Below are 24336 nucleotides of genomic sequence, written 5' to 3'. Positions count from 1 at the left end.
GTGCAGCCAGCGTCGGCTCCAGGGAGACGGCTGTCGCAACGGACACCGTCCCCGGCTGCAACGCCGAGGACGGTTATCCCGTTGGGGGCGGAGTACGTCGCTTTTGTTGTCACCCCGGTGTGAGGCGACTAGCCCAGCCTCCGCCATGCGGCGTTGACAGTGCTCTCGCTCATTGGGTCGCGCAGGCTACGCGCTGACGGGGAGATGTAACGGTTCTTGCTGGTCAGTGGGTGGAGTTCACGGAGAACTGTCCTGCCATCGATCCAGCTTAGTTCCCCATGTACACCCCAAAAGCACTCCGGGCTCTTGTGGCTGCTGATGGACGGCCAGGGACAAAAAAGCAAAAAAAACCCGCTACTTCCGCAGGTTGAGTGTGCGCTGCGGACATCCATGGATGCCAGTGGGTCGGAAGATGGTGCCGCTTATCCGAATCGAACGGATGACCTACTGTTTACAAGACAGTTGCTCTACCAACTGAGCTAAAGCGGCAAGGGCGGATCAACCGCGGCAGTGCCGCGATCAGGGGATTCTAGCGCAGTCGCGCACATTCCAGCGACCGGTTCTGCGCCGCCCCGCTGCGCTGCTGGGCCTGGGCCAGCGGCGTGCCGGCGGCCAGTTGGCCTTCCAGCCACCACTGGCCGGCGTCGCCGCTGGCAATCAGGCGCGCCTGGAAGCCGGCGGCCTGCACGGCGGCCATGCGCCGTTCGGCGCCTTCACGGTTGCGGTACTGGCCCAGCGCCACGGCGTTGGCCTCCTCGCCCTGGCTGATGATGTAGTAGTCGCTCAGGCCCGCAGCAACAATGCGCTTCACAATGGCCTGGGCATCTTCGCGGCTGGGCGCCGCCGGCAGCATCACCCGGTAGCGGGTACTGCCGCTGATGGCGGGCTGTTCGCGCAGGCGTACCTGGCTGAGAAGGGACCCGGCCTTGCCCTGCGCGGTCGTGGCAGCGACACGATCGGCAAACGGGCCCAAAGCGACGCAGCGCGGCGGCTCGGCAGCCACAAGCGGGGGCGTGGGAGCTTCCGCGGCTGTGGCCGGCGGGGGCGCGGGCCTGGCGGCAGCAGGAGCCGCCTCAGCCCGCTGGGGGGTGGCATCCTCCGGCGTGGCCGGCGTGGCGGACGAAGGTGTCGCAGCCACAGCCGTCTCCACCCCCTGCGCGTGCACCATCGGCGGCGGGGCCGGAGGGACGGCAGCGGCACCACCGGGCAGCCAGCGCAGTTCGGCCACGCCGGCCGGCGGCGGCGGCGGTGCGGGGCGCTGCGGTTCTTCGCGCAGCAGCCACCAGCTGGCAACACCCAGGTTGAGCATGGCCAGGACGACGATCAGGGCACGGGTCAGCATGCTGCCGATACTAGCCTGCGCGCTGGTGCACCGCCCAGCGGGCGAGGCCGTCCAGCACCAGCGACGGGTGGTAACCGGCGCCGTCCAGCAGCGGCATCAGCGCGGGGGCGCCGCCACCGTGCACCAGCAGGGCAGGCGCCACGCCCAGCAAGGACTGCGCCTGCTGCAGGCTGCGTTCGACCAGGGCCACGGCCGCACCATCGCAGCCGGAGGCCAGCGCATCGGCGGTGTCGTTGGCAAATTCGCTGTAGTCGCCGCCACTGGCCGGCAGCTGCACCGCACGTGCATGCAGCGCTTCGCGCATGGTGGTGGGCGAGGCGGAAATGCGGCCGCCGTGGTGCTGACCATCGGCATCCAGCAGATCGATGGTCAGCGCGGTACCCACGCCCACCACCAGCACCGCGCGCCGCGCCGTGGCAGCCGCCAGCAGCGCCAGGAAGCGGTCGACACCGAATTTTTCCGGCCGGGCGTAGGCGATGCGGACGCCCGCACATTCAGCACTGGTGCGTACCACGTGCACATCGGCAAAGCGTGCCTGCAGTTGCTGCAGCATGGCGGTGGTCAGCGATGGCGCGGCCACGCTGGCAACGTAGGCGGTGCCGCCGCTGGGCAGGCTGTGCGGCGGTTGCGCGGCCATGCCCTCGGCGCCATGCGCCCAGGCCTGCACGTCACCGGCGCGGTCACCCTGCAAGGGCGCGAACTTGAAGCGCGAATTGCCGAGGTCGAACAGCCAATCGCTCATGCCGCCCTCACGCTCACTTCGCCGGCATGCAGCAGGCGCTCGTGGCCGTCGATGCGCACACGCAGGGCGCCGTCATCGGCCAGGCCCAGTGCGGTGCCATGCTGCCATTGGCCGTCCAGCTCCACCCGCACTTCGCGGCCGGCCAGCATGTCGAAGGCGGCATAGCGCGGCAGGAACGGGGCCAGGCCCTCGCGGTCGAACACATCCAGCGCAGGCAGCAGGCGCGCCAGTACGGCGGCCACCACCACGTTGCGATCCACGTGGCTGCCGGCCAGGGTATCCAGATCCACCCACGGCTGGGTGATCTGCTCGGCGAAAGCCGGCGGCATGTGCACATTGATGCCGATGCCGATGACCGCACGCGCCGGGCCCGCGTACTCGCCGCCGCCCTCGGCCAGCAGGCCGACCAGCTTGCGACCGTCCACCAGCACATCGTTGGGCCATTTCAGCTGTGCCTGGGTGTAGCCCAGGTCGTGCAGGGCCTCAGCCACGGCGATGCCGGCCACCAGGCTCAGGCCAGCCAGGCGGCCCAGGCCACCGGAAAACAGGCGCAGCACCGACAGGTAGACATGGGCCGCCAGCGGCGAGGCCCAGCTGCGGCCACGGCGGCCACGGCCACCGGTCTGGCGCTCGGCCAGCAGGACGCAGACGCCGCGCTGGGGTGCGCTGCAGCGCAGCAATTCGGCATTGGTCGAATCCACCGTCCACGCCACCTGCAGCTCATGCAGCAGGGCGGCCGCGTCGTCGGGCAGGTGGGCACGAATGGCGGCCGGGTCCAGCAGTTCCAGCGGCTGGCTCAGGCCATAGCCTTCGCCGGCGCGCCCCTGGATGTCCACGCCGGCGGCTCTAAGCCCTTGAATACGCTTCCAAATAGCTGCCCGGGTCTGGCCCAGCTCACGGGCCAGGGCGTCGCCGGACAGGCGACCGGCAGCGAGTTTGGCCAGCAATTGGCGATCGTCCACGGCAGCTTCCACAAGGTCAGGACGGAATTATGCGGGAAAGCCGCCAGCGACGCCCGCCGGGTACCGGGGACGGGGCTTCCAAATAGGGGCCGGGTTCGGGCTAGAATCGGGAACTCACCCTCCCTTAACGTGGATGTCGTCAATGCGCCGTTATGCCCATTGCCTGATCCTGCTGACGATGCCCTTTGCGGCGTCGGCAACGGCATCGCTGGACGACAACCGCGGGGCCTGTGTGTATTCCACCCCCGATGCTGCTTCGCAGCGCGCCACCTCCGCCACCACCACCGCGTCGACCACCACGGCCAAGCCGGCAGCGGCGGTGCGCCCGTCGGCCAGCAGCGCCACCAGCAGCGGCGGCGGCGGCAGTGATGACGATGTGCTGCAGCGCATCCGTGCGCCGAAGTGGCACAGCTACCTGCCGGGTATGTTCCGCTGATCAAGTCGCTGCTGCAGTGGCTGCGGCCAGCGCCGCAGCCGATCGAAGAGGCGGTGTGGAAGGAAGCCTGCGGTCGCGCCGCCTGGCTGCAGGGCCTGGGCGACGAGCGCTGCGCGCGGCTGCGTGTGCTGGCCACCCGCTTCCTGCATGAGAAAACCATCACCCCCGTAGGCGAGCTGCAGCTGCAGGTGGCCGACGGCGTGCTGCTGGCCGCGCTGTGCTGCCTGCCCTTGCTGGAATTCGGCGAGGTCGGGCTGCAGGGCTGGTCGCAGCTGATCGTCTACCCCGAGGCTTTCCGCGTGCACCGCAGCCATTTGGATGCGGCCGGCGTGCTGCACGAATGGGATGACGAGCTGATTGGCGAATCGTGGGACAGCGGCCCGTTGATCCTGTCCTGGGCGGACGTGCAGGCCGACCTGGCCGCGCCGCACGAGGGCTACTGCGTGGCCGTGCATGAAATGGTGCACAAACTGGATGCGCTGGATGGTGCGATGGACGGCACCCCGCCGCTGCCGCGCGCATGGCAGCGCGAGTGGGCAGCGACCTTCCAGCAGGCCTACGATGCGTTCTGCGCGCAGGTGGATGCCGGCGTGGACACGCTGATCGACCCCTATGCGGCCGAGGCGCCGGAAGAGTTCTTCGCGGTGGCCAGCGAGTACCACTTCTCCGCGCCGGATCTGCTGGCGCAGGCGCTGCCGGAGGTGGCCGCGCACCTGCGGCGTCTGTACGGCGAGCCGCCGGCATTCGAAGACCGGTAGTGTCGGCCGCTGGCCGGCAGCCAGGCGGGATTGCCGGCCAGCGGCCGGCACTACCGATCAACGTGGATTACGGCCCCGGCGGCAGGCGCACTTCGAAGCGGGCGCCGTCCAGTTCGCTGGAACGGGCCACCAGCAGTTCGCCGCGGTAATCCTTGATGAGATCCTGCACGATCGACAGGCCGATGCCATGGCCCTGCACGCGTTCGTCGCCGCGCACGCCACGCTGCAGCACCTTGCCGATGTCTTCCGGGGCGATGCCCGGGCCATCGTCATCCACCGCCAGCAGCAGGCCGGCGCGGCGCGCATTCGGTGCCGGCAGCGGCTGTGCGGTCAGCAGCACCCGGCGCTTGGCCCACTTGAAGGCGTTTTCCAGCAGGTTGCCCAGCAGTTCCTGCAGATCGCCCGGTTCGCCATGGAAGCGCGCCGCCGGGTCGATGTCGAATTCGCACAGCACACCTTTCGCCGCGTAGACCTTTTCCAGGCCGCGCACGATTTCCTCGGCGTTGGATTCGATCGGCAGCGGCGCGGAGAACAGCTTGTGGCCCGACGATGCCGCGCGAGCCAGCTGGTAGGACACCAGGTTGTTCATGCGCTGCAGCTGTACGTCCAACTCTTCGCGCAGGGCACCGTCACCGGCCCCGCTGTCCATCTGCGTGCGCAGCACGGCGATCGGCGTCTTCAGGCTGTGCGCGAGGTCGGCCAGAGTGTTGCGCTGCCGTTCCAGGTTTTCGCGCTCGCTTTCGATGAAGGCATTGATGCTGTCGGTCAGCGGTTCCAGCTCGCGCGGGTGGCGCTCGCTCATGCGTTCGGTCTCGCCGCGCTGCACCTTGGTCAGCTCGGTGATGACCCGCCGCAGCGGACGCAGGCTCCATTGCAGGATGACCGTCTGCAGCAGCAGCAGGATCAGGCCGATGCCGCCCAGGTAGAACCAGACCCGGCTGCGGAACACGCGCAGCTGCGCGCCCAGCGCGCGCGAGTCTTCCATCACGTAGATGGTGTACGGGAATTCGGTGGCGGGATCGGCGTCGGCGTCCCACACCAGGCCCAAGCCATAGCGGTATACCGAGCCTTGGCTGCCATCGATCTGGATCATCGGCAGCGGGCCTTCGAACACTTCCTGGCGCGGGGCCAGCAGGCCACCGCCCACGGTGGGCAGCATCGGGCCTTCGGCGGACATCGAATTGCCCTTGCCGTCCGGCATCACCACCTGCAGGTACAGACCGCTGCCGGGCACATCGAAGCGCGGATCCGGCGGCTGCTCGCGGATGTACAGCGAGCGGTCGCGGGTGAAATCGATGCCGGCCGCATAGGCCGTGGCGTAGTTCTTCAGGCGCTCACGCAGGTTCGCCTTCGCCGTGTCGGCGAAGGCGGCATCGAGCGCGTAACCGGCCAGGGCCAGGAACGCGACCAGGCCCACGGACGCGGCGAACAGCTGGCGCGCCTGCAGTGAGCGCGGCCGCCAGCGTCGGAAGAACCACAGACGGCCGGACATCGTTTATCGCCTTGTGGAAGGCTCAGCCCTCGTTGCGCGGGATCGCGAAACGGTAGCCGCGGCCACGCACGGTCTCGATCGGCTTCAGTTCGCCGTCCGGGTCCAGCTTCTTGCGCAGGCGGCCGATGAACACTTCCAGCACGTTCGAGTCGCGGTCGAAATCCTGCTGGTAGATGTGCTCGGTGAGGTCGGCCTTGGAGACCAGTTCACCGGCATGCATCATCAGGTATTCCAGCACCTTGTACTCGTAGCTGGTCAGGTCGACATTGCTGCCGGCCACGCTGACGGTCTGTGCTGCCAGATCCAGGGCAACCGGGCCGCATTCCAGGGTCGGCTTGCTCCAGCCGGCGGCGCGGCGCAGCAGCGCGTTGACGCGGGCCAGCAGTTCTTCCACATGGAACGGCTTGACCAGGTAATCGTCGGCACCCTGCTTGAGGCCTTCAACCTTGTCCTGCCAGCTCGAACGCGCGGTCAGGATCAGCACCGGGAATTTCTTGCCCTCATCGCGCAGTGCCTTGATCAGCTCCATGCCCGACATCTTGGGCAGGCCCAGGTCGATGATGCCGACGTCGAACGGCACTTCGCGGCCCATGTAGAGGCCTTCCTCGCCGTCCTGCGCGGCATCGACGGCAAAACCTTCGCGCTTGAGCCGGGCTGCCAGGGTCTCACGCAGCGGGGCTTCGTCTTCGACCAGAAGGATACGCATGAACTCTCCCTAGTGTCCTGGGTGTGGCCCGGAGGCCTGTGGGTACGGTGTATGACAGCAACTATCCCTGTTCAGGGGTTATCGCCGCGTAGTGATGACATATCCGACCGCGGCGTGCGCGGCTGTGAACGTGACGGGGCGGGATCGTCCATGTAGCGGACCCGGCCCCGGTCGTCCATGTATTTGACCCGGTTGATGTCACGGCCATCGAAGGGCACCCGCTCGGCGCCCAGGATGTGGCCGCCGGTGGAGCGCTGCACCCGGCGGACGGCATCGGACAGCGAGCGGCCATCGCCGCGGCCACCGCGATCCATCACCTCCCCGCGCATGTCCGCACGCGGCTGGCCACCGCCACCACCGCGCGGTGGCTGCTGCGCCATCGCTGCGGAAAGGGGCGCAGCCGCCATGACCACGGAAATGGCCAAGGCAATGCGGCAGTGGAAGGGAGCGGAAGACATCGATGCGATCCTAGCCGAGCACGGCGATTCGTTCAAAAGTCGTGAATCCGGGAGGCAGGATACGAGCCCCCGCCTTTACATTTCCTTTGCAAATGATTGGTTTGGCGCGGTGAATCCGATCTGAACTTTTCCGGGTGCACGCCAGCTTCGTTCATATAAGTGAACATTCGGGACGAATGCACGGGCCTTGTCAAGTCAGGAATGTGACTAACATCACGCTGCGGCGCGGTCCGCCTCGCGCTCGGTGACGGCCAGCGCCTGCTCGATCAGCGTCCAGCCGGCGCCCGGGCGGTGCGCGCCCTCGCTCAGCACCTGGCGGAAGGCGCGGCCACCCGGTTGGCCGTGGAACAGGCCCAGCAGGTGGCGGGTGATGTGCTTCAGCGCCAGGCCCTCGCCCAGGCGGGCCTCGATGTAGGGGCGCAGCGCGCGCAGCAGTTCGCCGCGCGGGCGCAGTGCGGCGCCGGTGAGCAGCGCCTCCAGCTGATGCAGCAGGTAGGGATCGTGGTACGCGGCGCGGCCCAGCATGACGCCATCGACGTGCGCGGTCTGGGCCTGCACGGCGCCCACCGTGGCCAGGCCACCATTGATGACCAACGGCAGCGCCGGGCGTTCCTGCTTGAGGCGGTAGGCCCAGTCGTACTTCAGCGGCGGAACCTCGCGGTTCTCCTTCGGCGACAGGCCTTTCAGCCAGGCGTTGCGCGCGTGCACCACGACCATGGCGGCACCGGCGTCGACCTGATGGTCGACGAAGCCGGCGAACACGTCATAGTCGTTGTCTTCGTCCACGCCCAGGCGGCACTTCACCGTCACCGGGATATCCACCGCCGCGACCATGGCGGCCACGCACTCGGCCACCAAGGCCGGTTCGCGCATCAGGCAGGCGCCGAAACGCCCGGCCTGCACGCGGTCGGACGGACAACCGCAGTTGAGGTTGACCTCGTCATAGCCCCAGTCGGCAGCGATGCGCGCGGCCTGTGCCAGCAGGGCCGGATCGCTGCCGCCCAGCTGCAGGGCCAGCGGCTGTTCGCTGGCATCGAAGCCGAGCAGGCGCTCGCGGTCACCGTGGATGACCGCGTTGGCGTGCACCATCTCGGTGTACAGCCGCGCACCCGGCGCCAGCACGCGGTGGAACACGCGGCAGTGGCGGTCCGTCCAATCCATCATGGGGGCAACGGACAGGCGCAGGGAATCGGCGTAACGGGCGGCGGCGGACGTCATCGGGGCATTGATCGTGGGGACTGGCATTGCCAGTGAGATCAATAGTTTACACCGCGTGGCTGAATCTGCCCGCGCTGGGGGCGGGGTGCTGTACGGTCGCGGGTTCAACCGCCGTGCGTGCGTCTGAGGGTCGGCGGCGACCGGGCTGGCAGCAGCTGGGCAACCCGCGCCAAGGATCGTCGCGCCTGCCAATTGAACCGTGTATCCTTCTGGATACGATTTGTGGATGGCAACCCTTCATGCAACCGAGGTATTCACGCGATGGCTGCGCGGCCTCAAAGACCGCAGCGCCAGGGCAATCATCGTGGAGCGCCTGCAGCGCGTCGCCCGGGGGCTGGAGGGTGATGTTCGAACAATCGGCTGCGGGGTAAGCGAATTGCGCATCGACCGTGGACCGGGATATCGGGTGTACTTCACACGGCGAGGGACAACCATCGTCGTGCTCCTGCATGGTGGGGACAAATCGAGCCAGCGTCGTGATATCGCCAAAGCCATACGTCTTTCGGAATCGCTGTAGCTGCTGTTGACCCATCCCGTTTCCAGGACTTCCTCATGAGCAAGCTGAAAACTGCTCCGTTCGATCCCGCCGACTATCTTGACGACGACACCGCAATCGCGACCTACCTGAGCGAAGCGCTTGCAGCGGGTGATGCGGGCCATTTCCAGGAAGCGCTGGGAACAGTTGCGCGAGCACGCGGCATGGGCGGTGTTGCCGAATCATCCGGTCTTGGCCGTGAGAGCCTCTACAAAGCACTGCGGCCGGACTCGCATCCACGCTTCGATACGGTGCAGCGGGTGTTGTCGGCCCTTGGTGTGCATCTCACCGTGCTGCCCGGCAAGGGCTGACTGCCATCGCGCCGCCGGGCATGGCCCGGCGCTACCACCCTGCCCGATCAGTGCCCGCCGCGCGCACCGCCCACCTGCTCGATCAACGTCTGGCTGGCCGCATTGAGGCCCACCACGTCTACCTTCGCACCATGCGCGGCCAGCTTTTCCTGCGCGCGCTCCAGCGCGGCCACGGCGGTCAGATCCCACAGATGCGCATCGCGCAGGTCGATCTGCACCTTCGGCGCAACATGCTGGTAATCGAAGGCGGCACCCAGCTGGCCGGCCGAGGCGAAGAACACCTGGCCGCGCACGCGGTAGACCTGGGTGTCTCCAGCATCTTCGCGCTGCACATCCAGCATGCGGCCGACCTTGCGGGCAAAGAACAGCGCCGACAGCAGCACGCCGCTGAGCACGCCCTTGGCCAGATCGTGGGTGGCCACGGTGACCACCACGGTCAGCAGCATCACCGCAGAGGAGCTTCGCGGATGGGTGCGCAGATCACGCAGCGAGCGCCAGCTGAAGGTGCCGATGCTGACCATGATCATCACCGCCACCAGCGCGGCCATCGGGATCTGCCGCACCAGGTCGCTGCCGTACACCACCAGCACCAGCAGCAGCACGCCGGCCACCAGGCAGGACAGGCGGCCGCGGCCACCGGAGGTCACGTTGATGACCGACTGGCCGATCATTGCGCAGCCGGCCATACCGCCGAGGAACCCGGTGACCGTGTTGGCCACACCCTGGCCGACGCATTCGCGGTTGCGCTCGCTGGGTGTCTCGGTGATGTCCTCGACGATCTGCAGGGTCATCATCGATTCCAGCAGGCCGACCACGGCCAGCGTGGCCGACACCGGCAGCAGGATGCGCAGGGTGTCCCAGGTGAAGGGCACATCGGGAATGAGGAAGTGCGGCAGGCTGTCGGGCAGCTGACCCATGTCGCCGACGCTGCGCACATCCACGCCGAAGCCGATGACCACGGCAGTGAGCACGACGATGGCGACCAGCGGCGATGGCACGGCGCGGGTGATGCGCGGCAACAGGTAGATGATGGCCAGCGCGGCGGCGCACAGCACATAGACGGTCGGGCCGCGGCCGATCAGTTCCGGCATCTGTGCCAGGAATATGAGGATGGCCAGGGCGTTGACGAAGCCGGTGATGACCGAGCGCGAGACGAAGCGCATCAGCGAGCCGAGCTTGAACACGCCGGCCAGCACCTGCAGCAGGCCGGCCAGGATGCTGGCAGCGAACAGATACTGCAGGCCGTGGTCCTTGACCAGATCGACCATCACCAGCGCCATCGCGCCGGTGGCGGCGGAAATCATGCCCGGGCGGCCGCCGGCGATGGCGGTGACCACGGCGATGGAGAACGCGGCGTACAGGCCGACCTTGGGGTCGACGCCGGCGATGAGCGAGAAGGCGATGGCCTCGGGAATCAGGGCCAGGGCGACGACCATGCCGGACAGCAGATCACCACGGAGGTTGCCGAGCCATTGCTGGCGCAGGGGGTAGGACGTTTGCATGGGAAAACTCCGCGCGCACGGGCGTGGGGCCACGCGGCGCTGCAGTGGAAAGACACGGGTTCCTGAGCCGGGCGGGCCGGCTGCCGATGGGCGGCAAGGGTCAGGGTGGCGTGATCACGGCAGGCGGGAGTGAGGTACGTGGGAGGCGCGCAGTCTACGGGAAGCGGCGCGATGGGGGTAGCGCATGGCACGGCGGCAACGCAGAGGCGCATGGCTCCGGCCTACAATCCGGCCATGGCCCTGCCCGCTTCCCGATTCTTCGACCCCGCCACCGAACAGGGCGTGCTGCGCCTGTCCATCGCCTTCTCGCTGGCGGTTGCGCTGGCCGGGGTGGTGTTCGGCCTGCTGGCCAACTCTTCGTTGATCATCTTCGACGGCATCTACGGCCTCATCGACGTGGTGATGACCTGGTTGTCACTGCTGGTGGCGCGCCTGATCGCGCTGTCCACCCAGACCGATGCGCTGCAGTCGCGGCTCAACCAGCGTTTCACCATGGGCTTCTGGCACCTGGAACCCATCGTGCTGGGGGTGAGCGGTCTGCTGATGATCGGCGCGGCGTTGTATGCCCTGATCAATGCAGTGGATGCACTGATGTCCGGCGGGCGTCACATCGCGCTGGGGCCGGCCATCGTGTTCGGCGTGGTTTCGCTGCTGGCGGAAAGCGCGTTCGGCGCCTTCGTGTGGCGCGCCAACCGCCGCATCGGCTCGGATTTCATCGCGCTGGATGCGAAGAACTGGGTGATCGCGGCCAGCATGTCGGCCTGCTACGTGGTCGCCTTCGTCGGCGGCGTACTGGTGCAGGGCACGCCGCTGGCGTGGGTCGGGCCCTATATCGATCCGGCCATTCTGGCGGTGGTCTGCCTGTTCGTGATGGTGGCGCCACTGGGCACGGTGCGCCGGGCGCTGGCCGGCATCCTGCTGGTGACCCCGCCGGAACTGCAGGCGCATGTGGATGCGGTGGCGCGCGACATCGTGGCCCGCTACGAGTTCGTGGAACACCGCAGCTACGTGGCCCAGGTCGGGCGTGGCGAGCAGATCGAGCTGTTCTTCGTGGTGCGCGAGGACGACCCGCCGCGGCCACTGCTGGAATGGGACCAGCTGCGCGATGAGATTGGCGATGCGCTGGGTGAGGCCTCGCCGGACCGCTGGCTGACGATCATGTTCACCACTGACCGCGAATGGACGATCTAGGCGCGCAGGACGATGTGTCAACTATTCGATACGAACTGTCACCCGAAGTCCTGAAGGACCGGGCAAAGTAGACCCATCGAAACACCCACCCACTAATCAGGAGCATCTCCATGTCCATTGAAAAGGTTCTGTACACCGCCCAGGCCACGTCCACCGGCGGCCGTGAAGGCCGTTCGGTCTCCTCTGACAACGTGCTGGACATCCAGCTGTCGACCCCGCGCGAACTGGGCGGTGCCGGCGGCCCAGGCACCAACCCGGAACAGCTGTTCGCCGCTGGCTACTCGGCCTGCTTCCTCGGCGCGCTGAAGTTCGTGGCCGGCCAGGCCAAGGTCGCGCTGCCGGCCGAGACCACCGTCACCGGCAAGGTCGGCATCGGCCAGATCCCGACCGGTTTCGGCATTGAAGCCGAGCTGACCATCAACGCCCCGGGCGTACCGCGCGAGCAGCTGGAAGAGCTGGTGCAGAAGGCCCACATCGTCTGCCCGTACTCCAACGCCACCCGCGGCAACATCGACGTGACGCTGATCGTTGCCTGATGCGGTGATGCCGGCCAGCGGCCGGCACTACCCGCGTGCGGGACAAAAAAAAATGGGCGGATGCCGGCCGAAACCGAGCATCCGCCCATCCCACCTCGGGTGGTCCCCGGCACATGGCAAGGGACGCATTCGCTTATGTAGAGCCGAGCCCATGCTCGGCTGATGCATCCGGCACCGCGATGCGCGCAGGACAGGCAGCCGAGCATGGGCTCGGCTCTACATCGTCCAAGCCTTATTTGTCGCTGGTGATCAGCTGCACGACGCTGGAGAAATCCAGCTTGCCGCGGCCGGCCTGGTGGTTCATCGAGTACAGGTTGCGGGCCACTTCGCCCAGCGGGATCGAGGCGCCGACACTCATCGCCGCTTCCACCGCCAGGCCCATGTCCTTCAGCATCAGGTCGCTGCCGAAACCGCCGCTGTAGCCGCGCGAGGCCGGCGCGTTTTCCAGCACGCCCGGCCACGGGTTGCACACTTCGGTGGCCCAGCTGCGGCCGGTGCTGACCGCCATCATCTGCGACAGCACCTTCGGGTCCAGCCCGTGGGCCACGCCCAGCGCGATGGCTTCGCCGGTCACCGCCATGATCACGCCCAGCGCCATGTTGTTGCACAGCTTGGCCACCTGGCCGGCACCGCTGGCGCCGACGTGGAAGATGTTTTTGCCCATCGCCTGCAACACCGGGCGCGCACGTTCCAGCGCGTCTTCTTCACCACCCACGATGAAGGTCAGCGTACCGGCCTGGGCACCGGCGGTACCGCCGGATACCGGTGCATCGATCATCTGCAGGCCGCGCGCGGCGGCGGCTTCAGAGACCTTGCGGGCGCTGGCCGGGGCAATGGTGCTGCAGTCGATGACCAGTGCGCCGGCCGGAATGGCGGCCAGGATGCCCTCGTCCCCCAGGTACACGCCTTCGACGTGGCGGCTGGCCGGCAGCATCGAGATCACCACTTCGGCATCGGCCAGGGTGTCGCGTGCCGACGGCGCGGCGCTGGCACCGGCATCGACGGCGGCCTGCACCGCAGCCGGCACCAGGTCGAACACGCGCACGGTGTGGCCGTTCTTGACCAGGTTGGCGGCCATCGGGCCACCCATGTTGCCCAACCCGATGAATGCAATGCGGCTCATGCAAGGCTCCTTTCAGCCATGGGGGTACCCAGGTCGGCCAGCGGATGCGCGGCATCGGCCCAGGGCGAAACGAAGAAGGTGTCCGCCCACGCGGAAGTGGCTTCGGCCAGGGTGGCCGGGTTCCATTGCGGGTTGCGGTCCTTGTCGATCAGCAGCGCGCGGATGCCTTCGGCGAAATCGCCGTGGGCGGCGCAATGCAGCGCGGTGATGTACTCCAGACGATAGACACTGGCCAGATCCTGGCCAGCACTACGGCGCTGCAGTTCAAAGGCCAGCCGCGCCGAACCGGGGGCACCGGCAGCGAGGGTCTTCTGCGCGGCCTGCAACCAGGCATCGTCGGTCTGCAGGTGGCTGATGCGGTCGATGATGGCGGGCAGATCGTCGCCTGCGCACAACGCATCGACCTGCGCGGCGTTGGCCAGCAGCGGACCGGTTGCGGCATCGCTGGCATGCGACTGCAGCAGCTGGCTCAGGCGTTCATGGTTGTGGGCAGCATCGCCCGACCAGGCCACCTGCAACAGGTCATCGAACACCGCGCTGCGGCGTTCTTCGGCCACGTGCACGTCGGCCAGCCCGGCATAGATGGCATCACCCGGATTCAGCAGCGCGCCGGTCAACGCCAGGAACAGGCCGCCCTTGCCCGGTACGCGCGGCAGCAGCCAGCTGCCACCCACATCCGGGAACAGGCCGACGGTGATTTCCGGGAAGGCCAGCTTGGAACGTTCGCTGACCACGCGGTGGCTGGCGCCGGACATCAGGCCGATGCCGCCGCCCATCACGATGCCGTGGCCCCAGCACAGGATCGGCTTGGCATAGGTGTGGATGAAGTAATCGACGCGGTATTCGACGTCGAAGAACTCGGCGGCGTAGTCATTCCTGCGGATATCGGTGTGGCCTGCCTCGCGGAAGGCGACCATGGCCTTGTGCAGGCTGTGCAGGTCGCCACCGGCACAGAAGGCCTTTTCACCCGCACCCTGCAGCACCACCATCGCGATGCCGTCATCGTCGGCCCAGGCGTTCAACTGCTTCAGCAGCAGGTGCGCCATCGGCAGCGAGAAACCATTGAGCGTGCGCGGTGCGTTGAGCGTGGCGAGGCCGATGCGCGTGCCATTGCCAGTCACGCGCTCCTCGAACAGCACCGGTGCTTGTTCGGCCGCGGTGTCGGTGGTCATGCGTTCTTCCACTGCGCGGCGCGCTTTTCCAGGAAGGCGGTCACGCCCTCGACCTGGTCGGCGGTGTCGAACAGATCGACGAAGGCTTCGCGCTCGGCCACCAGTGCCGAGGCGTGGGTGCCGCTGCGGGTGGACTGCACCAGGGTCTTGCAGGCGGCGATGCTGGTCGGGCTCTGCTTGCCGGCCTTGGCCGCCCACTCCAGCGCCAGCGCCTTGGCTTCGCCCTTGCCGACCTTTTCTTCAGCCAGGCCGATGCGCAGTGCGGTTTCCGCGTTGATGCGCTCGCCCAGCAGGATCATGCGCTTGGCCCAGCCCTCGCCAACCAGGCGCGGCAGGTTCTGGGTGCCACCGGCGCACGGCAGCAGGCCCACGGTCGCTTCGGGCAGCGCCACCTGGGCGTGGTCTTCGATGATGCGCAGGTCGCAGGCCAGCGCGCATTCCAGACCACCGCCCATGGCGTAGCCGTTGATGGCGGCGATGGACACGCCACGGAACGCCGACAGCGCTTCGAAGGCTTCGCCGAAACGGCGTGCGGCTTCGCGTGCGGCGGCCTTGTCGCCGGAAGCAAACTGGTTGAGGTCGGCACCGGCGGAGAAGAACTTCTCGCCGTCACCGGTGATCACCAGGGCGTAGATATCGCGGTCTGCGTTGAGCGCGCCCACCAAGTCGCGCAGCGCCGACAGGCTGTGCACGGTCCAAGTGTGCGCCGGCGGGTTGTGCAGGGTGACCACGGCGGTGTGGCCATCGGCCTCGACCTTCAGGCCCACGTGCTCCTGGGTACGCCAATCCTTCATCGCAGTTCCTCTTCGGTGTTGAGCAGGTGACGGGCAACGATCACCCGCATGATCTCGTTGGTGCCTTCCAGGATCTGGTGCACGCGGCTGTCGCGCAGCAGGCGCTCGATCGGGTATTCGCGGATGTAGCCGTAGCCGCCGTGGATCTGCAGCGCTTCGTTGCAGATCCTGAAACCGGCATCGGTGGCGAAGCGCTTGGCCATCGCGCACCACACGTTGGCGTCGCTGGCACCGGCATCGAGCTTGCGCGCGGCCGAATGCACCATCTGCCGGGCGGCCACCAGTTCGGTGGCCATGTCGGCCAGTTTGAACTGCAGCGCCTGGAAATCTGCCAGCGCCTTGCCGAACTGGCGGCGCTCGCCCATGTAGCGGCGTGCGGCATCCAGCGCACCCTGGGCGGCGCCCAGCGAACAGGCGGCGATGTTGATGCGGCCGCCGTCCAGCCCCTTCATCGCCAGCTTGAAGCCGCCACCTTCCTCTCCCAGAAGGTGGCTGACCGGCACGCGGACGTTTTCAAAGGTGATGCCACGGGTGGGCTGGCTGTTCCAGCCCATCTTCTCTTCCTTGCGGCCGAAGCTGATGCCCGGCAGGTCCGACGGCACTGCAATGGCGCTGACGCCACCTGCGCCGGCACCGCCGGTACGCGCCATCACCACCAGCAGCTCGGTGGCACCGGCGCCGGAGATGAAGGCCTTGGCGCCATTCAGCACATAGTCGTCACCGTCGCGCACGGCGGTGGTCTTCAGCGAGGCCGCATCCGAACCAGCACCCGGCTCGGTCAGGCAGTACGAGGCCAGCTTGCTGCCCGAGGACAGATCGGTGCCCCACGCATCGCGCAGCGCGCCCTGGCCCCATTTGGACACCATCCACGAGGCCATGTTGTGGATGCTGATGTACGCCGCGGTCGATGGATCGACGTTGGCGAGCTCCTCGATGACGACGGCGGCGTCCAGACGGCTGAGGCCGCTGCCACCGACTTCCGGGTCCATGTACAGACCACAGAAGCCCAGTTCGCCGGCCTTGGCGACCGCCTCGCGCGGAAAGATGCCCTCCGCATCCCATCGCGCGGCGTGCGGCGCCAGTTCGGCCTGTGCAAAGTCACGCGCGGCTTCGCGGTACGCCTGCTGCGCTTCTTCCTGGTCCGTCGTCATCGAGTGGCTCATGGCTGCTCCCTGCCCTTACTTCAGGCTGATGGTGGTGTTGACGCCGTGGCTCAGCGTCTCGTCATCGAACCAGCGCGCGGTGACCGTCTTGGTCTGGGTGTAGAACAGCACCACCTGCTTGCCGTACGGGCCCAGGTCGCCCAGCTTGGACGCGCGCGAACCGGTGAACGAGAACAACGGCACCGGCACCGGGATCGGCACGTTGATGCCGACCTGGCCGACGTCGATGTCTTCCTGGAACCTGCGCGCGGCCGCGCCGGACTGGGTGAACAGTGCGGTGCCGTTGCCGTTGGGGTTGCTGTTGACCATCCCGATGGCGTCTTCCAGCGTTTCCGCTTCGAGGATGACCAGCACCGGTCCGAAGATTTCTTCCTGGTAGATGCGCATGTCGGTGGTGACACCGGCAAAGATGGTCGGGCCGACGAAGTTGCCCTTCTCGAAGCCATCGACCTGCGGGTTGCGGCCGTCGAGCACCAGCTTGGCGCCCTGCTCCACGCCCGACGCGATCAGGCCTTCCACGCGCTCACGGGCGCTGCAGGAAATGACCGGGCCGACATCGGTGCCGGCCACGGTACCGCCGCTGACCTTCAGGGTCTGCGCCTTGCTGACCAGGTCCTGCACCCAGCCGCGCGCCTCGCCCACCAGCACCAGGGTGGAGGCGGCCATGCAGCGCTGGCCCGCCGCACCGAAGGCGGCGCCGACCATCGCGTTGAGGGTCTGTTCCCTGTTGGCGTCCGGCAGCACCACGGCGTGGTTCTTGGCGCCCATCATGCACTGCACGCGCTTGCCGGCCAGCGAGGCGCGGTTGTAGACGTGGGTGCCGACGCGGGTGGAACCGACGAACGACACGGCCTTGATGTCCGGGTGATCGCAGATCGCGTTGACCACTTCCTCGCCACCGTGGACGACGTTCAGCACGCCCTTCGGAATGCCGGCTTCCAGGGCCAGCTCGACCAGGCGCATGGTCACCATCGGGTCCTGCTCGGACGGCTTGAGGATGAAGGTGTTGCCCGTGGCGATGGCCATCGGGAACATCCACAGCGGGATCATCGCCGGGAAGTTGAACGGGGTGATGCCGGCGCACACGCCCAGCGGCTGCATGATGCTGTAGGTGTCCACGCCGTTGGCCACGTTGTTGGCCAGCTCGCCCAGCTGCAGGTTGCCGATGGCGGCAGCGTGCTCGACCACTTCCAGGCCGCGGAACACATCGCCTTCGGCGTCGGGCAGGGTCTTGCCCTGTTCGGCGGTGAGGATGTGGGCCAGCTCGCTCATGTTCTCGCGGATCAGCTGCTGGTACTTCAGGAAGATGCGCGCGCGGGTGCCGATCGGGGTCTTGCGCCAGGTCTTGAAGGCTTCCTTGGCGGCGGCGACGGCGGCATCCACTTCAACGGTGGTGGCGAACGGCACCTGGGCCAGCACGTCCTGGGTGGCCGGATTGATCACGTCCTGCCAGTGGGAGGTGGCCGATTCAATGAACTGGCCATCGATCAGCATGCGGATACGGGGCGCTGCAACAGTCATGACGACAATCCCACTGGCTCGAAAGATGCTTGGCATTATTCACAGCACCCACCTCGATTTCCGGCCTGAATCCGCTTAATCTGGCCAACACGCCAGACGATTCATGTTAATCCTGTGAATTTCCAGCCTTCACAACGCCAGCTGGGCCTGCGCCTGCTGCGCCTGCGCGAGCAGCGCGGCTACAGCCAGGTGGACCTGGCCCGCGCCCTGGGCCTGTCGGCCAGCTACCTGAACCAGATCGAGCGCAACAAGCGCCCGCTGACGCCGGCCGTGCAGAAGAAGCTGGGCGAGGTCTTGGGCGATGTTTCCGCCCTGTTCGACGACGATGAGCCCGCCGCGCTGCAGGAGGCACTGGGCGAGACCCTGCGCGACCTCGGCCTGGCGGAAGTGAGTGCCACCGAACTGCGGGCACTGGCCGGCAACCTGCCGCAGGTCAGCCGCGCCCTGCTGGACCTGCACCGCCGCCACCTGGCCCTGCGCGAGCATGCCGCCGCGCTGGAGTTCCAGCTGGGCGAGCCTGCGGCCGGCAGCACCCTGCCCGCCGGCGACCAGGTGCGCGAGTTCTTCAACCGCATGCACAACCACATCCCCGAGCTGGACGAGCTGGCCGAGCGCCTGTTCGCCGAGTGGGGGCTGTCACCGGGGCATGTGGCGCCGCGCCTGCGCCAGCTGCTGGCCGACCGCCACGGCGTGCTGGTGGAAGTGGCCGCGCTGCAGGCCGGGCGCGAGAAGCGCCAGTTCGATGCCGGGGCGCGGCGGCTGTGGCTGCCCGATTACCTGGAGCCGGGCCAGCAGGCCTTCCAGATGGCCGCCGAACTGGCCCTGCACGGCTACCTGCCGCAGATCGATGCGGTTATCGCGCGCGCGGGCTTCCACGATGAGGCGCGTATCGCGCAGGCGCGGGTGGGCCTTTCGAACTACTTCGCTGGCGCCTTGGTGATGCCGTACATGCGCTTCCTGCGCGCGGCCGAGGCCAGCAGTTATGACATCGAGCTGCTGGCGCGCCAGTTCGGCGTGGGCTTCGAAGCGGTGTGCCATCGGCTGAGTACGCTGGCGCGGCGCAGTGCGCCTGGGCTGCCGTTCTTCTTCATCCGCGTGGACCGTGCGGGCAATGTGTCCAAGCGGCACTCGGCCACCGATTTCCACTTCTCGCAGGTGGGCGGTTCGTGCCCGCTGTGGATCGTCTATGAGGCGTTCAACCAGCCGGGGCGCATCCTCACCCAGACCGCGCGCATGCCGGATGGGCGACGCCACTTCTGGCTGGCGCGGCAGGTCAGCAGCGGGCCGGTGGGGCATGGCCAGCCGCGCAAGACGTTTGCGGTGGCGCTGGGCTGCGATCTGCAGCATGCCGAGCGGCTGGTGTATTCGCTGGGGCTGGATGTACAGAGCCCGGGGAATTCGGTGTCGATCGGCCCGGGGTGCCGGGTGTGCCCGCGCGAGGATTGCATGCAGCGCGCGTTCGCGCAGTTGCCGGGGAGGTAGGGGGTTTTGCAGGGCTGCGCCCTGCACCTGCCGAGGCAACGGCAACGGCCGAAGCAACAGCAACAGCGGACATTCCGTGGGATGGCGGGGTGGGTCCGGTTGCAGGGGTCGCTGCAAGTACGTCCATGTAAGCTCGGTCGCCGCGTCCATGCGGCTCACGCCCCTGCAACCGGACCCACCCCGCCTTCGACAGTTTCCTGCGATCTGTCGGAACGGCACGGGGTCAGATCCCGTTGCGACGTAACGGGATCTGACCCCATCCGGATGAATGCTCAAACTGGAATGCATCCACGCGTGGCGTGGCTCTACTGCTCTGGTGGGTGCCGACCGTTGGTCGGCACGGGGTCGGATCCCGTTGCGACGCAACGGGCTCTGACCCCATCCCGATAACCGCTCTGGTAGGTGCCAACCTTGGTTGGCACGTTTTAGTCCCAGAACACGGTCAGTACGCGGTGGCCTTCCGAGGGCACGGGGGCGTCGATGTGTTGGCCGTACGGCCAGCCTTCGCCTACGCCGTCGCATTCCAGACCCTGCAGCCAGCCCTCCACGGTTGCGTCGTCGGCGCGGGTCAGTACGTGCACGTTCTCCGCAGCAGGCCATTCACCGTCGTCTTCCAGTGCGCTGCCCCAGTCCTGGTGCAGGCCGACGTAGACACCTTCCACTTCGGGCTTTTCTGCAATTCCTGCCAGGCGCGCGTACAGCTCGGCAATCGGCGGGCGGCCGTAGCCCCACTGGTTCGGTGCGATGCACTCTTCGAAGTCGTTGCCTTCGAAGTACGCGGCCAGCGGTACCACCGGCAGGTGCTCCGGATCGCGGGCGTCGAGGCGTTCAAGCAGATCCAGCAGGTGCCGACGGGCGGACATGGGGCGTTCCTTGCAATGGGGGGCCGCGATTGTATCCATCGCGGTCAGTAGATCGGCGTGACCTTCATCTGCGGCAGCGGACGTGGTGCGCCGTCGGTCAGGTCCGGGCCCAGGTCTTCCCAGGTGCGGCCCTGCTCCACCATCTGCGCCCACAGCTGCTGCGACCCACGACGCTTGTCCTCCGAGCCCAGCTTGTACGACGGCGGCACGGGGTCGCCGCTGGCAACGATGGAATACGTCGCACGATAAGCCAGAACCTGCTGCGCCGGGTCGTCGGTGCGCGCCACTTCCAGCGTGTAGCGCTGGTAGGCCGAAGCGAGGTTGCGCCAACGGATCCAGTAGTGGTTCTCGAACGAGAACGCGCAGAAGCGTGCGCCGGCCAGGCTGCCCTTGTCGGCGATGCGGCTCAGCACCTCCTGCGGCATGTCCAGGTTCATGCCGCCTTCGTCGCCCTGCAGGCTCACATGCACGATGCGGTCGCGGTAGCCCGGTGCACGCGCCTGCAGCAGGTCGCGCCAGTTCTGCATGGTGGCCACCACCGCGAACAGGAAGCGACCCAGCTCGGCCGCGGCCAGCGGCGTGGCGATGGACTGGTAATGCCGCTGCCAGCCATGGCGGTTCTCGGTAGGCAGCACCACCGCACGCTCCAGCGCCTGCTGGCCGGTGGTGCCGTGGCTGACATCCTCGGCGTGCTGCGGGTAGACCAGGTTGATCGCGAAGGTCGGCCAGCGTGGCATCGCCGCGTCGAACAGGTGGATGGGGAAGTTGCTGCTGATGCCGCCATCGGAGAACCAGCAGATGCGGAACGCGGTGATGACCGGCCCGCAGGACTGGCCGGCACTGGTCAGTCCTTCCATGCTGTCGGCCACGTTGTGTTCGGCATCGGCCGCGGCCGGCGACGGCTCGCAGCGGCGCTCGCGGCGCGCGGGTTCATGCAGCGGCACCGCGCTGATCAGCAGCGGGAAGCTCAGGCTCATGCGGGTGGCCACCAGCACCGGCAACTGCGGGCCCTGCGGCAGGTGGTAGTACTGCCGGCCCTCCACATCCACCGGCGCACCGGCATGGTCGACCAGCCACTGCACCACGCTGGCCGGGAACAGCTGCTCGAACTCCTCGCGCAGGAACCAGAACTGCGCGCCACCCAGCGGCAGCGTGCGCGGTTCGTTGTGCGACACGCAGGTGGTGATCATCTGCAGGCTGATCGCATGCGGGCTCTCCGGCTCGCCGGCATAACGGGGCGCGTCGTGCAGGTCAGCGAAGGTGAGCGGTGCGTCCAGCGGCTTGCCGGACAGCTGCTGCAGGCTCTCGTGCAGCCATTCGGTCAGCGCCGGCTTGCGCGCATCGCGGCCCAGGCCGCTGCACAGGCCCAGCAGGTTGCGCCGTGCCACCCTCGCCACCCGCAGCGCGGCACCGGCCACGCCGGCGCCATAGGCGCACAGCAGCGACGGCAGCAGGGTGGCCGCCACGCCGCTCCAGCCGCCGCCCCACCAGCCCAGGCCGAGCAGCAGCGCCAGCGACACCAGCACTTCCAGCGGGGCGATCTCGAACACGGCCACCGCCAGGCACAGCAGCTTGCGCGGCCAGCCGTAGCCACCGGTCAGCGCCACCAGCAGCCGGTACGCCGCCCGCGCACCGCGCGCCGGCTGGAACAGGCTGTAGATGAAGCCGCGCCGCGACAGCTGCGCCGACACAGCCGACAGGCCGCCATAGCCGGTGTCGTCGGCCAGGTGCTCGCCCGCCTGCTGGCGGCGGTCGCCATAGGCTGCCGCAGCCGCCACCGCCGCGGCAATCGCCCCGGCCGAGGTGCCACCGATGCTCTTGAACCGGTAATCGCGGGCCAGCGCCAGTACCGCATTGGGGTACACGATGCCGCTGGTGATGCCGCCCTTCATGACCAGATCGCAGTACTTGTCTGCCACTACCCTGCCCCCGCTGACTGTGCCTGAGATGCCACCCGACGCTACGGATGCAGTATGACGCGAAGGCTTCTCACAGCCTGAGAACCCGCCCACGGAAAGCCTGCTGGCCGCGCCCGCCCCGGCCGTGCACACTGCGCCCAGGACACTCATGCAGGGATTGCCATGACCACCCGTCGCGCGTTCATCGCAGGCTGTGGAGCCGCCGTAGCCGCCAGTGCCTGTACCCGGCGCGGCACAGACACCGCCAACGACATCAGCCAGCTGGAACCCACCCACGTGGCCGGGGTGCGGGCCGTTGCCGAAACGGCCGACCTGCAGGCCGCCCTGCAGCAGCACCGGGGCATGGTCTGCGTGGCTGGCGGCCGCTACAGCATGGGCGGGCAGACCAGTGCGGCCGGCGCCCTGCAGCTGGACCTGACGCCGAGCCACCGCCTGCTGTGGCTGGACGTCGCGCGCAAGGCGGTGCGCGTGCAGGCCGGCATGCGCTGGCGCGCGCTGCAGGAATGGCTGGACCCGCACAACCTGTCGGTGAAGGTGATGCAGAGCTTCAGCAATTTCACCGTCGGCGGCTCGGTGTCGGTGAACTGCCATGGACGCTACGTTGGCAGCGGCAGCATCGCCTCCACCGTGCGTGCGCTGCAGGTGGTGCTGCGGTCCGGCGAGGTGGTCGAGACCTCGCGCACGCACCACCCGGAGCTGTTCGCCGCGGTCATCGGTGGCTATGGCCTGATCGGCGTGGTCAGTGAAGTCGAGCTGGACCTGGCCGACAACGATCGCATGGCGCGGCACATGGAGCGTGTGGCACTGGCCGATTACCCGCAATGGTTCCGCGAGAACGTGGCGTCGCGCAGCGATGCGTTGATGCACAACGCCGACCTCATTCCGCCGCGTTTCGATGCACCGGTGACCGTGACCTGGCTGCGCAGCACTGCAGCGCTGACCGACACCCGGCGCCTGATACCGGTGGGTGCCAACTATGCCCACGAACAGAACATGATCTGGGCCGTCACCGAGCTGCCCGGCGGCCCGCAACTGCGCGAGAGCTCGGTGGTGAAGCAGCAGATTGCCGAACCGCGGGTGATCCATCGCAACCTGGAAGCGAGCCTGGACGTGGCCGCGCTGGAACCACGCACGCGCGCGATGTCGACCTACCTGCTGCAGGAATACTTCATTCCCGTGCGCAGCTTCCAGGCCTTCGCCACGCGCATGGCCGCGATCCTGCAGCACCACCGTGTCGACGCACTGAACGTCTCGATCCGCCACGCCCCTGCTGATACGACCGCGTTGATGAAGTGGGCGAACGAAGAAGTGTTCTGCTTCGTGCTGTACCACAAGCAGCGACGGCACCCGTGGGGCGACACGATGTCCACACGCTGGACCCGCGCATTGATCGACGCGGCGGTGGACTGTGGCGGCCGCTACTACCTGCCCTATCGCCCGCACGCCACGCGCGACCAGTTCCAGCGCGCGTACCCGCAGTGGAACGCATTCGTTGAACGCAAACGCCAGTACGACCCGCAGATGCAGCTGGTGAACCACCTCTGGCAGCGCTACCTGGCCGCCCCCTAGCAATGGGGTCAGAGCCCTTTGCTGCACAAAGGGATCTGACCCCGTGCCGTTCCAACAGACCGCAGCAAAGTGTCGAAGGCGGGGTGGGTCCGGTTGAGGGGGTGTGAGCGGCATGGATGCCGCGACCAAGCCCCCATGGACGGGTTTACGGCGTCCCCCTCAACCGGACCCACCCCGCCAACCCACGGCTAGCCGGCCTCTGAAGTTGACGTTGCCTCGGCAGGTGCAGGGCGCAGCCCTGCCGGCACCCCCCACACTTGACCCCCACAGCCATCGGCGTAGCATCAGCACCAAGCCAAGGGACAGACCCGCGGCTGCCACAACGACATGAGGGATTCTCATGGAATTCGACTATCTCGTCTTCATCGGGCGTTTCGAGCCCTTCCACAACGGCCACGCCGCCGTTGCCCGCCTGGCCCTCAGCCGGGCCCGCAAGCTGATCTTCCTGGTCGGCTCTGCTGATACCCCCCGCAGCCTGCGCAACCTCACCGACCGCCTGCTGATCCGCCCGCTGCGCGACCACCTGTACAACGAAGCGCAG

General features: G+C 67.6%; 24 protein-coding genes and 1 tRNA gene. 9 read left to right on the top strand and 16 right to left on the bottom strand.

What is annotated here, in order from left to right; genetic code table 11:
- Positions 1–413 precede the first annotated feature (413 nt).
- The 4 genes from ACQKDV_RS03440 to birA all read right to left on the bottom strand — a co-directional run bounded on the left by ACQKDV_RS03440 (position 414) and on the right by birA (position 3046).
- Positions 414–489 (bottom strand) — tRNA-Thr (locus tag ACQKDV_RS03440).
- 40 nt (positions 490–529) lie between these two features.
- Positions 530–1342, bottom strand: coding sequence for an SPOR domain-containing protein (locus ACQKDV_RS03435; RefSeq protein ID WP_427782390.1), 813 nt, complete (start codon positions 1340–1342; stop codon positions 530–532).
- Between the two features lie 10 nt (positions 1343–1352).
- On the bottom strand, positions 1353–2084 hold the full coding sequence (locus ACQKDV_RS03430; protein WP_427782389.1) for a type III pantothenate kinase: 732 nt from the start codon (positions 2082–2084) through the stop codon (positions 1353–1355).
- The gene (gene birA / locus ACQKDV_RS03425) at positions 2081–3046 is read right to left on the bottom strand and encodes a bifunctional biotin--[acetyl-CoA-carboxylase] ligase/biotin operon repressor BirA (RefSeq protein WP_427782388.1); all 966 of its coding nucleotides are present in this window, start codon (positions 3044–3046) and stop codon (positions 2081–2083) included. Before birA ends, ACQKDV_RS03430 begins: the two co-directional genes overlap by 4 nt.
- Before the next feature lie 142 nt (positions 3047–3188).
- Here birA and ACQKDV_RS03420 point away from each other — a divergent pair, with 142 nt between their 5' ends.
- Positions 3189–3482 carry a hypothetical protein gene (locus ACQKDV_RS03420; RefSeq protein ID WP_427782387.1) on the top strand — a complete coding sequence of 98 codons (294 nt, stop codon included), beginning with the start codon at positions 3189–3191 and terminating at the stop codon, positions 3480–3482.
- On the top strand, positions 3449–4240 hold the full coding sequence (locus ACQKDV_RS03415) for a zinc-dependent peptidase (protein WP_427782386.1): 792 nt from the start codon (positions 3449–3451) through the stop codon (positions 4238–4240). The genes ACQKDV_RS03420 and ACQKDV_RS03415 overlap by 34 nt, the downstream gene beginning before the upstream one ends.
- 67 nt (positions 4241–4307) lie before the next feature.
- Here ACQKDV_RS03415 and ACQKDV_RS03410 read toward each other — a convergent pair whose 3' ends face one another.
- The 4 genes from ACQKDV_RS03410 to dusA form a co-directional block, all read right to left on the bottom strand.
- The gene (locus tag ACQKDV_RS03410; RefSeq protein ID WP_427782385.1) at positions 4308–5732 is read right to left on the bottom strand and encodes a sensor histidine kinase; all 1425 of its coding nucleotides are present in this window, start codon (positions 5730–5732) and stop codon (positions 4308–4310) included.
- A gap of 22 nt (positions 5733–5754) precedes the next feature.
- Complete coding sequence (locus ACQKDV_RS03405; RefSeq protein ID WP_004136763.1) at positions 5755–6438, bottom strand: response regulator transcription factor; 684 nt, start codon at positions 6436–6438, stop codon at positions 5755–5757.
- Between the two features lie 71 nt (positions 6439–6509).
- On the bottom strand, positions 6510–6896 hold the full coding sequence (locus tag ACQKDV_RS03400) for a hypothetical protein (protein WP_427782384.1): 387 nt from the start codon (positions 6894–6896) through the stop codon (positions 6510–6512).
- A gap of 213 nt (positions 6897–7109) precedes the next feature.
- Entirely contained in the window at positions 7110–8141 is a 1032-nt protein-coding gene (gene dusA, locus ACQKDV_RS03395) for a tRNA dihydrouridine(20/20a) synthase DusA (protein WP_427782383.1), read from the bottom strand.
- A gap of 199 nt (positions 8142–8340) precedes the next feature.
- Here dusA and ACQKDV_RS03390 point away from each other — a divergent pair, with 199 nt between their 5' ends.
- Both ACQKDV_RS03390 and ACQKDV_RS03385 read left to right on the top strand, forming a co-directional pair.
- The gene (locus ACQKDV_RS03390) at positions 8341–8631 is read left to right on the top strand and encodes a type II toxin-antitoxin system RelE/ParE family toxin (protein WP_427782382.1); all 291 of its coding nucleotides are present in this window, start codon (positions 8341–8343) and stop codon (positions 8629–8631) included.
- Between the two features lie 35 nt (positions 8632–8666).
- Complete coding sequence (locus tag ACQKDV_RS03385) at positions 8667–8960, top strand: addiction module antidote protein (RefSeq protein WP_427782381.1); 294 nt, start codon at positions 8667–8669, stop codon at positions 8958–8960.
- 47 nt (positions 8961–9007) lie between these two features.
- Here ACQKDV_RS03385 and ACQKDV_RS03380 read toward each other — a convergent pair whose 3' ends face one another.
- A complete protein-coding gene (locus ACQKDV_RS03380; RefSeq protein ID WP_427782380.1) occupies positions 9008–10462 on the bottom strand; it encodes a SulP family inorganic anion transporter in 1455 nt (484 codons plus the stop codon).
- Between the two features lie 210 nt (positions 10463–10672).
- Between ACQKDV_RS03380 and ACQKDV_RS03375 the strand changes: the two genes are divergently transcribed.
- The gene (locus ACQKDV_RS03375) at positions 10673–11653 is read left to right on the top strand and encodes a cation diffusion facilitator family transporter (RefSeq protein ID WP_427782379.1); all 981 of its coding nucleotides are present in this window, start codon (positions 10673–10675) and stop codon (positions 11651–11653) included.
- Positions 11654–11763: 110 nt separating this feature from the next.
- A complete protein-coding gene (locus ACQKDV_RS03370; RefSeq protein ID WP_108758371.1) occupies positions 11764–12189 on the top strand; it encodes an organic hydroperoxide resistance protein in 426 nt (141 codons plus the stop codon).
- Positions 12190–12421: 232 nt separating this feature from the next.
- Here ACQKDV_RS03370 and mmsB read toward each other — a convergent pair whose 3' ends face one another.
- The 5 genes from mmsB to ACQKDV_RS03345 are packed head-to-tail and all read right to left on the bottom strand — an operon-like array spanning position 12422 to position 17962.
- Positions 12422–13312 (bottom strand): 3-hydroxyisobutyrate dehydrogenase, encoded by an 891-nt coding sequence (gene mmsB / locus ACQKDV_RS03365; RefSeq protein ID WP_427782378.1) that lies wholly within the window; start codon positions 13310–13312, stop codon positions 12422–12424.
- Positions 13309–14484, bottom strand: a complete 1176-nt coding sequence (locus tag ACQKDV_RS03360; RefSeq protein ID WP_427782377.1) for an enoyl-CoA hydratase/isomerase family protein — start codon at positions 14482–14484, stop codon at positions 13309–13311. Before ACQKDV_RS03360 ends, mmsB begins: the two co-directional genes overlap by 4 nt.
- Positions 14481–15278 (bottom strand): enoyl-CoA hydratase, encoded by a 798-nt coding sequence (locus ACQKDV_RS03355; protein WP_427782376.1) that lies wholly within the window; start codon positions 15276–15278, stop codon positions 14481–14483. Before ACQKDV_RS03355 ends, ACQKDV_RS03360 begins: the two co-directional genes overlap by 4 nt.
- Positions 15275–16441, bottom strand: a complete 1167-nt coding sequence (locus tag ACQKDV_RS03350) for an acyl-CoA dehydrogenase family protein (RefSeq protein WP_427782375.1) — start codon at positions 16439–16441, stop codon at positions 15275–15277. Before ACQKDV_RS03350 ends, ACQKDV_RS03355 begins: the two co-directional genes overlap by 4 nt.
- A gap of 15 nt (positions 16442–16456) precedes the next feature.
- Positions 16457–17962, bottom strand: a complete 1506-nt coding sequence (locus ACQKDV_RS03345) for a CoA-acylating methylmalonate-semialdehyde dehydrogenase (protein ID WP_427782374.1) — start codon at positions 17960–17962, stop codon at positions 16457–16459.
- Positions 17963–18076: 114 nt separating this feature from the next.
- Between ACQKDV_RS03345 and ACQKDV_RS03340 the strand changes: the two genes are divergently transcribed.
- Positions 18077–19444 carry a helix-turn-helix domain-containing protein gene (locus ACQKDV_RS03340; protein ID WP_427782373.1) on the top strand — a complete coding sequence of 456 codons (1368 nt, stop codon included), beginning with the start codon at positions 18077–18079 and terminating at the stop codon, positions 19442–19444.
- A gap of 425 nt (positions 19445–19869) precedes the next feature.
- Here ACQKDV_RS03340 and ACQKDV_RS03335 read toward each other — a convergent pair whose 3' ends face one another.
- Positions 19870–20307: a hypothetical protein gene (locus tag ACQKDV_RS03335; RefSeq protein WP_427782372.1), complete on the bottom strand. Its 438-nt coding sequence runs from the start codon at positions 20305–20307 to the stop codon at positions 19870–19872.
- Between the two features lie 44 nt (positions 20308–20351).
- Complete coding sequence (locus ACQKDV_RS03330) at positions 20352–22226, bottom strand: patatin-like phospholipase family protein (protein WP_427782371.1); 1875 nt, start codon at positions 22224–22226, stop codon at positions 20352–20354.
- 162 nt (positions 22227–22388) lie between these two features.
- On the opposite strand from ACQKDV_RS03330, the gene ACQKDV_RS03325 reads away from it, so the two are divergent.
- The gene (locus ACQKDV_RS03325) at positions 22389–23795 is read left to right on the top strand and encodes an FAD-binding protein (RefSeq protein WP_427782370.1); all 1407 of its coding nucleotides are present in this window, start codon (positions 22389–22391) and stop codon (positions 23793–23795) included.
- A 334-nt stretch (positions 23796–24129) separates the two neighbouring features.
- On the top strand, positions 24130–24336 hold a 207-nt coding region (locus tag ACQKDV_RS03320), incomplete at its 3' end, for an adenylyltransferase/cytidyltransferase family protein (RefSeq protein ID WP_427782414.1).

The sequence above is a fragment of the Stenotrophomonas sp. NPDC077659 genome, assembly GCF_050268705.1.
GTDB lineage: Bacteria > Pseudomonadota > Gammaproteobacteria > Xanthomonadales > Xanthomonadaceae > Stenotrophomonas.
Note: the sequence above shows the minus strand (reverse complement) of the source record. Positions and strands in the feature narration are given on the sequence as shown.